A 9488-nucleotide genomic window follows, 5' to 3' on the forward strand; every position below is an offset into this window, starting at 1 on the left:
TTGTAGCCGAGCGACCTGTGAAACTCGTTTACGTCGTGCCGGCAGCAACCGCTCGCGCAATTCGCTTCCCCTCCGCAGCAACTCGCTAGGCAGGCTGGGCAGGGAAATCACGGTCCGGAACGCATCCGCTGCCTCCCGAAACTCCTGCCAGCGGCTTCCCGAGTTCCATGGGGAATCCCCAGGGGAAAAAAAGGCGAGATGCCTCGCCCAGTCGTTCGATCAGCAGCACCGCCAGCAGCTTCGCATAAATCCAACTTCGCACCGCGTTGGGGTCGCGGTTGGGCGCGCTTCCCATGTCGAAGAGCGACTTCAGCCGCTTGAAGCTCAGCTCAACCTGCCAGCGGGCCCGGTACAACTCCAGCACCTGTTCCGGCGTGAGGTCGTCCAGCCCGGGAGTGGCCAGCACGAACACGTACTCGGCAAACTCGAGCGTCGCCGGCGAAACAGTCTTCCCCTTCTTGCGTGCAAGCTTCTGCAGGCGATCTCTCGACCGCCGCGCCGCGATCGCGCTTTTCCGCACAGCACACAGTCGCGCCGCGTACCGGCGGCCGTTTGCCTCGAACCAGACCTTCCAACCCTTGGTGCCGAGCCCCTTGAGGGAGCGCAGCGCGGTCAGCAGTTCGAATCTGCCGCCATCCGCATTCAGCAGAGGAAAGCTGTTGGCGTTGAGCCGGACCAGCGCGTCGCCTCCATCGTCGATGACATAGGCCACGCCCTTCCTGTGGCAGTACCCGCGATCACCGAGGATTACGTCTCCGGGCTGCACCGGAACCCGCTTGTACGTTTCGCCTCCCTTGGCATCTGTGACCTCGGCGAAGTCACAGGTCAACGACGGGAGTGAAAGGACGTAATGCAGCCGCCAGTCAGTGCCGTTGCTGCCAGCCACTTTGACGTGCGTGGCGTCGACAATCCGCAGCCGCCGGCCCGCCGCCACACCGCCCAGCGGCGCTCGGCACGCGCTCTCGCGAAAGACGGCTGCGACAAGCGCTTGCAGCCATGCTTCGGCGTTGCGCATCCGCTTCATGAGCCCAACCGCCGAAATCCGCGCAAGCCCTGAAGTACTTGATCGCGCCGCCGCCTGCTGCAGAGACAGACCCGAAGCAGCGTACAGGAACGCCAGCCGGAGCAGCACATCAGCGCTGCTAACCTGCCGTGCTCGCTGCAGTGCGCCCGTGGAGCGGGCAAGCTCCCGCCACCCATCCGGCAGGAAGCGCGTCACAACGCTCCACTCTTCGCCAAGAGTATCCATTCGCATGCAGTCCACGATAATCGGTTATCACGCGGGCTGCAATCCTTTAAGTTAACGCCTATGCCCCCGGCCCCTCCCCGTGCAAACTGCCGCACGGAGAGGGGAGAACATCATCTCATTGCGGTTCGGACGGTGCCGATGCCCCGAAGGAGGCCCCCTCCCCCCAGCCCCCTCCACCCGCTCCGCGGGAGAGGGGGAGCCGTTCGGCGCCGGGGCGGAGGTCGGCACGCGCCTCCGGGGTCCGTGCCCGGCGGTTGAAACCGCGCCTCGGATCACATGAAGTCCGCCTGCGCGGACTGTATTCGACGCTTCGGGGCGCGCGACCTGCGCACGGCCGTCCGCCGGGTCGGTTGAAGCCTCGATCGTGGACGCGACAGCGGCCACGAGTCGGGGCTTACCGCTGTTTGAGCGGCGGATTCATCCGCTCAGGCGAGGTCGGACAACGCGAACGTTCGCGCTGCGCGCGGGCCCCTTCCCCCGGCCCCTCCCCGTGCAAACAGACGCACGGAGAGGGGAGAACATCATCGGCAACCCGCGGCCGCGTGCAGGTGAAGTCTCCCCGTCTGTTTGGGGAGACTTTCCGCCGTTGTTGCGGCGACTTCAGTCGCTCAGCGTGCGGTGCCGATCTCCGCCCATCCTCGCCCATTTCTCGGCCGTATCAACCCTCCTCCAATCCGTTTTGGTGGAGTGGCGGGTGAGTACTGGAACCCGGGTGGGGGCCGCCCTGACGCCCGCCCTCACGCGCCGACCTCCTTGTTGCGCAGTTCGGGCGTGGGCGTGGCGGACTCGCGCGGCTTGGCGGCGCGGCCGTACGCCACAAAGCTCACCCCCACCACCCACGCCAGCGACGCCGACCACCCCGCCAGCACGTCGCTGGGAAAGTGCACGCCAAGGTACACGCGCGACAATCCCACCAGCCCGGTGAACACCGCGCCCACCACGATGGCCGGCCACCTCCACCGCGTGGGCCATAGCAGCGCCACCACCGCCGCGGCCAGCGCCATGGAGCCCATCGCGTGCCCGCTGGGAAAGCTGTACGTCGTTTCCGGCGCAATGGAGGTCCACAGCGCGGGGCGCGTACGGCGAAAGAACAGCTTGGCGCCCTTGTTCAGGATCCCCGCCCCGCCCACCGCCAGCGCAAAGAACAGCGCGTCCCCACGGCGCCTGTACAGCATCAGGATGATGAACAGCACGGGCACGGCGGGCACCACGCCCCACGCATACCCGATGGCGCTCATGAAGAGCATGAACCGGTCGAGCGATGGCGTGGAATAACCGTGAACGTAGCGCAGGACGGGCGCGTCCCACAGCAGGCCGTGGTGCTCCATCACGTCGTTGGCGAGCAGCCCGAACGCCAGCAGGGGCAGCAGCACGCCCATGAACAGCACCAGCAGGCGGCGCCACCGCCGCGCCGCGAACCGCACCAGCGCCGGCAATATCCCACGACGCCCGCGCACCGGGTCGCGCATCACGCTCATTGTGCCCGCCCCGCCTTGGCGAGGGCGCCTCGGACCTTTCGCGCCCCCGATCGCCCGTCATCATCCGCCACCGCGCGGGATCGTCCGCGCGCCGTGCTCGCCTGAGCTTTCATGCAGCCTGTCCGCCATCCCGCGCGCAGCACGGGGCGACCGTTCCATGAGATGCGGAGAATCCAGCCCCGCGCGGGCGCCGCGAACGTGGCAAGGCCGGGACCACGCGCGGAACCGCAACGCATCCACCGAGGCAGAACGGAACCGGGTCCCGCCGGTGAGGGCGGGACCCGGTCGGGTTGATCGGCAAAGTGCGCGGATCAGAAGTGGACGCGCGCGCCGATGCCCAGGCTGATGTAGTTGAACTCGTCGACCGTGCGGTACCGCACCTCGGGGGTGACGGACAGGTTGTAGCTCACCGGATAGTCCGCGCCCAGCCCGGCCTCGAGACCCGTCTGGTCGTTGTGAAAAAGCGCGCCCAGCAGCGCATACGGCGTCGCTACCCCGGCGCCCGTCCCCAGGCTCACACGCCCTCCGACCTCGAACCCGTCCAGCTCCGCCTCGGCATCCGTCAGCCCGCTGTCCTTGAGGTCGAAGCTGAAGCGCGAGTAGCCGCCGTAGATGGAAAAGGTGGGCGCCAGGTCCAGCGACGCGCGCAGGCCAAAGCCCACGCCGGTGTTGAACGCATCGCCGGCATCGCCGGTGGGCACGCCGGCATCCAGGCGCGCCTCGAACGAGACCGGCAACGCGGACTGCGCGGAAGCCGTCTGCGCGCCGGCCAGGGCGGCCGCCGCCGCAACGATCGCGATCGTCTTTCTCATATCAATCATCCGAACTGGAGTGGAGTGCACGCCGCGCCCGCCGCGGCCGGAACCCGCGCATGAAACCATCGGCACGGGCGATTGGTTCCGCCCGTCGGCGAGCACGGCAACGGCCACGGCACCTCTCAAAGGAACCATCCGTCGCGCCGCACGTCCGTTCCTGGATTTCTGCCAACGATGCTCATCAACGAACGAACGCCCGGCGCGGGGACGCCGGGCGTTCGGGACGGTGCGGGCCACCGGATCAGGTCGCGACCTGGCGCAGCACGCGGTACAGGTACTCCGTCGCCCAGCCCAGCGCGGGAACGGGAACGCGCTCGTTGTCGCCGTGCATCCGCAGCTCGTCTTCCATCGTCAACGGCATGGGAAGGATGCCGTAGGTGGGAATGCCCGCCGCGCGCAGCACCGCGCCATCGGTGGCGCCCGTGGACATGAACGGGATCACCGTCGCGTTCGGCGCCATCGCCCGTGCGGATTCTTCCATCGCGCGGAACAGCTCCGTGCCCACGGGCGACGGGGGCGGCGCGGGAACCGGCTCCTCCTCGGCCGTGAACGTCACCTGCGGCTCGCCACCGGCCTGGTTCATCATCCGCACGATCTCGCGGATGTCCTCGCCGGGAAGGATGCGCACGTTGAACGTGGCGCGCCCCTCGGACGGAATCACGTTCGCGCGGAATCCGCCGTTCAGCAGGGTGAGCGAGGCGCCCGTGCGCAGGACGGCGTTGTACAGCGGATCGCGCGCGAGCACCGCCGCGGCCGCGTCTACCTGCGCCTGCGGTGCGCCCGCCACCGTCAGCTGCTCCATGGCGCGCCTGGTCTCCGCGTTCGCTTCGATGGTGGCCAGGCGCTGAAAGTACAGCCGCGTCGTTTCGTTCAGCCGCACGGGGGCGCGCCACTCGTGCACGCGGTTGACGGCGCGGGCCAGCGCGGCGAGCGCGTTGTCGGGAAGCGGAACGCTGCCGTGCCCGCTGGTTCCGCGCGCCGTGGCCACCACGGTGTAGTACACCTTTTCCGTCGTCTGGATGTTGACCGTACGGATGGCGCCGTTGTCCAGCCGGATGCGCCCGCCCTCGTTGAGCGCGAACTCCGCGTCGCCCACCAGGCCGCGGTGGTGCTCCATCACCCAGTCCACGCCCACGGACGGCCCGCCCTCTTCGCCCGCCGTGGCGAAGAAGATGATGTCGCGGTCCAGCCGGTCGCGCTGCTGCGCCAGCTGCACCATGGCGGTCAGCGTGGCGGCGAGCATCCCCTTGTCGTCTATGGCGCCGCGCCCGTACAGGTAGCCGTCGCGAAAGGTGGGCTCGAACGGGTCCGTGTCCCACTTGGTGGTGTCGGCGCCCACGACGTCCATGTGCCCCATCACCATCACCGGCTTCTGCCGCGGATGGGTGGCGCGCAGCCGGGCCACGAAGTTGGCGCGCATGCGCATGCTGTCGCCGGGAATGCGCAGGATCTGCTTTTCGATCCCCGGCACGCCGGTGAGCACGGAGTCGAAGTACATCGCCGTGATCAGCTCGTTCGCCGGCGGGTTCTGCGTGTCCAGGCGAATGAGGTTCTGCAGATGGCGCAGCGTGGTGGCCTGCGCTTCCGCGCGGCTGAACCCCGCGGGCGCGGGCGCGCGCACCGTGAACGTGGGGTCCTGCGCGCGCGCCTGCGCCGCGCCCAGAACGGCGCATCCGGCGGCGGCGGCCAGCGTGGTACGAAATCGCATGGGGATCACGAGTTGTGGGACTTTCGATGGATCGCAGCAGCGTCCGGCGCTCCGCCGGATGACGATCATCGTCCTGTGATGGACACGCCGCTCCGCGCCGGCGCTGGCGCGACGAGCGTCAGTCGGCCGCGCGGACGAGCGTGATGGCGGCGCCGTTGAAGCCGGAGCCGGTGAGCGTCACGTTCACGCTGTCCGGGCCGGAAAAGGTGCCGGCCAGCTGGATGTCGGCGAACTCGTCCTGCGACAGCGTGAGGCGGAATGCCGGATACCGCCACCGCCCGCTCACGTCCACCGCGGTGCGCGTGCTGATCACCGTGTCTGCCCGCTCCGTGCCGGTGATGGGCACGACGCGCAGCCCGCGCAGCTCGCCCTCGCCGCTGACAGCGTTGTCCTGGTCCTGGTTCAGGTCCAGCGCCAGGCCGTAGGGAAAGCCGCGGCCCTCCCACTGCCCGTCGAGCGTAAAGTCGCCGGGGGCCAGCGGGCTGTTGCATCCGCCCGTGGCCAGGAGCACGGCAACGGATGTGGCGGCGGCGCGAAGAACGGATCGCATGCGGAGCGCGGTTTGGGAGTGCCGGAGCGTGAGCGCACAGAATAGCGGGGTACCCGGCGCGGCGGCAAAGGGGTCCGCACTGCGCGCGGCCGCGGCAGTGATCTTGCCGCCCCGCGCCGGATGATCATCAAGAGACAGATCCATCAGACGACGCACTCCGAGCGCGAGGTTCCCGGCGGGCGGCGGATCGTGCTGGAGTTCCGGGCGGGCGGCGACGCCATTCCCGCCATCCTGCTGCTGCCCCGCGAGGCACGCTCCGCGCCGGGGGCGCTGCTGCTGCACGGGTATTCGTCGCGCAAGGAGCACATGGCGGAGGGGGTGGGCGGATCGCTGCTGCGCCATGGCATCGCCACGCTGGCCATCGACCTGCCGCTGCACGGCACCCGCGCGGACCCGCTGCAGGCGCAGGCCGCGCGCAACCCGCTGGCGCTCGTGGGGTTGTGGAGGCAGGCGCTCAAGGAGGCGCGGCTGGCCATGCGCTACCTGGCCGCGCGGCCGGAGGTGGACGCGGGGTGCCTGGCGATCGCGGGCTACTCGCTGGGCAGCTTTCTTTCGGTGATGACCGCCGCGGACGACCCGTCCATCCGCGCGGTGGTGCTGGCCGCGGGCGGCGACCTGCCCGGCGGGACGCCGCTGGCCGGGATTGCGCGCACGGTGGCGGATCCCGTGCGTGCCGTCCGCAAGCTGAACGGCCGCCCGCTGCTGATGGTGCACGGCCGGCAGGACCGCACGGTGCGTCCGGAGCAGGCGGAGCGTCTGTACGCGGCCGCGTCGGAGCCCAAGGAGCTGCGCTGGTGGAACGCGGGCCACATCCTCCCCCCCGCCGCCATCGACTACGCAGCGGAGTGGCTGCGCAACCGGCTGGGGTGAGGGGGCCGCGGGTCCACGGCGGCCCCCACCCGGGTTCGCATGACTCACCCACCCTCCCCCAAAACGGACTGGGGGAGGGTTGTTGGGGGCTGAAACTCGGGCGCGCATGGGCGGAGATCAGCCCGCCGCCCGCGCCGAGCGACTGAAGTCGCCGCAACACCGGCGGAAAGTCTCCCCGAACAGACGGGGAGACTTCACCTGCACGGGGCCGCGGGATGCCGATGTCGTTCTCCCCGCTCCGTGCGGCAGTTCGCACGGGGAGGGGCCCGCGCGAAGCACGACGCCGTTCCCGCCCGAAGCCCCCTGAGCGGATGAATCCGCCGCTCGAACCGCGGTAAGCCCCGACTCGTGGCCGCTGTCGCGCCCACGTTCGGGGCGTCAACCGACCCGGCGGACGGCCCGGCGACGCGCGCCGACCTCCGCCCGGCGCCGAACGGCTCCCTCTCTCCCGCGGAGCGGGTGGAGGGGGCTGGGGGAGGGGGCCTCCTTCGGCCGCATCGGCAGCGTCCGAACCACACTGAAGTGCAGTTCCCCCCTCTCCGTGCGGCTGTTTGCACGCGGAGGGGCCGGGGGAGGGCCCGCGCGCAGCGCGACGCCGTTCCCGCCCTCACCCGCACTGAATCATCTCCTCGCCATCCCGCGTACACCCGCGCCGGTGCACGTCGGCGTGCACGCCATGGCGCGATCCGCTTGCTCCCCCGCGGCGCCGCGCCTACGTTCCAACCCGTCCGCCGGCCCGCACCGGGCGCGCGGACACCCCCGTACGTTGCGACTTTGCGATGGCGCAGCCCAACTCGGTTCCCGTGCCGCTGGAACGGACCCGCCAGCAGGTGATCCTGGAACTCTGCCAGCACTATTCGCTCGACAACCTGTCCGACGAGGCGCTGGAGCAGCGGCTGGACCAGGCGCACGCCGCCGGCACGCTGGACGAGCTGCGCGCGCTGACCGCCGACCTTCCCGTCGCGCAGCAGGGCGCGGCCGCGTCAGCCGGGGGCGCCTTCACGCCGGCCATCGGCAGCTACAACGCGGAGCACCAGGTCATCGTCGGCATCATGGGCGGGGCGGAGCGCCGGGGGGCGTGGTCGCCGGCCAGGGCCACGCACGTGGTCGCCATCATGGGCGGCGTGGAGCTGGACCTGCGCGAGGCCCGCTTTGCCCCGGGCGTCACGGAAATCACCGTGTTCGCCGTCATGGGCGGCGCGGAGATCATCGTTCCGCCCGGCGTGCACGTGGACATGAACGGGTTTGCGTTCATGGGCGGGTTCGGGCAGCGCTACCAGTCGGAGGCCCCCACGGACCCCCACGCGCCCATCCTGCGCATCGGCGGGTTCGCGCTCATGGGCGGCGTGGACATCAGCATCATGTACCCCGGCGAGCGGCCGCGCGACGCCCGTGCCCGCATCAAGGTGGAGCGCGAACAGCGCCGCCTGGAGCGCCGCACCCGCTGACCTCCCCGGCCCGCCCCCGGGCCGCATCCCTTTTCCGCTCCTGATCCCGGTCACCCCATGACCGATCCCGCCATCGGGGGGCTCATCTCCTTTCTGGGCGCGCTGACGCAGGGCGGAGGCACGGTGCTGCTGGCCGGCCTGTTCGCCGTGCTCACCCGCGCCAACCCCCGCCGCCCGTATTTTCGGCTGTGGGCGCTGGGGTGGCCCGCGCTCGCCGTGGCGCTCACGGCCGTCCTTGCCTTTTACGTCACCCCGGAGCGGGTCTCGGGTCCGCTGGCGGCGCGCGTGGCGGACGGCGTGTACCAGGCGGGCAAGCTGCTCTTTTTCGCCTGCCTGCTGGGCGGGACGCTGAGCTACGTGGCGGGCACGCAGCCGCGGCGGTTCCTTCGCCTGGCCGCGCCGTTCGCGCTGGGGTACGCGCTGCTTTCCGCGCTCGTCACCGTTTCGCTGAACACCGTGGTGCTCATGCAGACGCCGGTGGCGGCGGCGGCGTGCGCGCTGTGCGGCGCGCTGCTGCTGCGGCTGCCGCCGTCCCGCTCCACGCTGGGCAGCCGCGCGACGGGCGCGGTGTTCTGCGCCATGGCGGTGCTGTGGGCAGGGTACGCGGCCGGGTACCTGACGGCCATGCGGGCCGGGCTGCACCCTGTGGACGGCCCGCTTGGCCTTCTGCTGCAGTACAACTCGTACCTGGACCTGCTCGCGCAGATGCTGCTGGCGTTCGGGATGGTGCTTCTGTTGATGGAAGACGCGCGGCGCGAGGCGGATGACGCTCGCGCCCAGCTTTCCGTGTCGCATGACAGGCTGCTGCGCGTGGCGCTGCACGATTCGCTCACCGGCGCGCTGAACCGCCGCGCGTACGAGGAGGGCGTGGGGCTGGACGCCGTGGGCGCGCGGTTCGGGACGGCGGTAATGCTGGACATGGACAACCTCAAGACCGTGAACGACGTCCACGGCCATGGCGCGGGCGATGAACTGCTGCGCCGCCTGGTGCAGACGCTGCGCGGATGCATCCGCCCGCTGGACCGCGTGTACCGCTGGGGCGGCGACGAGTTTCTGCTGCTGTTCCCCGCCGCGCTCCCGGCGGACGTGGTGCCGCGCATCCGCGAAGCGCTGGTGGACGCCAACCGCCAGCTCGCCCCCGAAGACCGCGGCCGGCTGCAGCTGTTGCTGAGCATGGGCGCGGCGGACTACTCCGGCGCGGAGGACCTGCCCGCCGCCATCGCCCGCGCGGACGCGGCGATGTACCGCGAAAAATCCGCCCACCGCAGCGCCCGCCCCGCCCAGCACCCCGCCTCCGCCGCCGGCTGATCCGTCCCGGGGGAAAGGGCGCACCGCCGCCTGCGGTGAGCGACTGAAGTCGCCGCAACAAC

The 9488-nt window shown here is 70.6% G+C and carries 8 protein-coding genes; 3 read left to right on the top strand and 5 right to left on the bottom strand.

The annotated features are described in order from the left end of the window. Window positions 1–85 precede the first annotated feature (85 nt). From VF665_RS20985 to VF665_RS21005, 5 genes are all read right to left on the bottom strand, one after another. Complete coding sequence (locus tag VF665_RS20985) at window positions 86–1249, bottom strand: IS4 family transposase (RefSeq protein WP_331055422.1); 1164 nt, start codon at window positions 1247–1249, stop codon at window positions 86–88. 737 nt (window positions 1250–1986) lie between these two features. Further along, window positions 1987–2727 (bottom strand): phosphatase PAP2 family protein, encoded by a 741-nt coding sequence (locus VF665_RS20990; protein WP_331055423.1) that lies wholly within the window; start codon window positions 2725–2727, stop codon window positions 1987–1989. A 311-nt stretch (window positions 2728–3038) separates the two neighbouring features. Then, a complete protein-coding gene (locus VF665_RS20995; RefSeq protein WP_331055424.1) occupies window positions 3039–3539 on the bottom strand; it encodes an outer membrane beta-barrel protein in 501 nt (166 codons plus the stop codon). Window positions 3540–3783: 244 nt separating this feature from the next. After that, the gene (locus VF665_RS21000; RefSeq protein WP_331055425.1) at window positions 3784–5250 is read right to left on the bottom strand and encodes a M20/M25/M40 family metallo-hydrolase; all 1467 of its coding nucleotides are present in this window, start codon (window positions 5248–5250) and stop codon (window positions 3784–3786) included. 118 nt (window positions 5251–5368) lie between these two features. Further along, window positions 5369–5800: a hypothetical protein gene (locus VF665_RS21005; protein WP_331055426.1), complete on the bottom strand. Its 432-nt coding sequence runs from the start codon at window positions 5798–5800 to the stop codon at window positions 5369–5371. A 120-nt stretch (window positions 5801–5920) separates the two neighbouring features. Here VF665_RS21005 and VF665_RS21010 point away from each other — a divergent pair, with 120 nt between their 5' ends. The 3 genes from VF665_RS21010 to VF665_RS21020 all read left to right on the top strand — a co-directional run bounded on the left by VF665_RS21010 (window position 5921) and on the right by VF665_RS21020 (window position 9426). After that, window positions 5921–6670 carry an alpha/beta hydrolase gene (locus VF665_RS21010; protein ID WP_331055427.1) on the top strand — a complete coding sequence of 250 codons (750 nt, stop codon included), beginning with the start codon at window positions 5921–5923 and terminating at the stop codon, window positions 6668–6670. Window positions 6671–7449: 779 nt separating this feature from the next. Then, complete coding sequence (locus VF665_RS21015; protein ID WP_331055428.1) at window positions 7450–8118, top strand: DUF1707 SHOCT-like domain-containing protein; 669 nt, start codon at window positions 7450–7452, stop codon at window positions 8116–8118. A gap of 57 nt (window positions 8119–8175) precedes the next feature. Continuing rightward, window positions 8176–9426: a GGDEF domain-containing protein gene (locus VF665_RS21020; protein WP_331055429.1), complete on the top strand. Its 1251-nt coding sequence runs from the start codon at window positions 8176–8178 to the stop codon at window positions 9424–9426. Window positions 9427–9488: the final 62 nt, after the last annotated feature.

Source organism: Longimicrobium sp., from assembly GCF_036387355.1.
Lineage (GTDB): Bacteria > Gemmatimonadota > Gemmatimonadetes > Longimicrobiales > Longimicrobiaceae > Longimicrobium.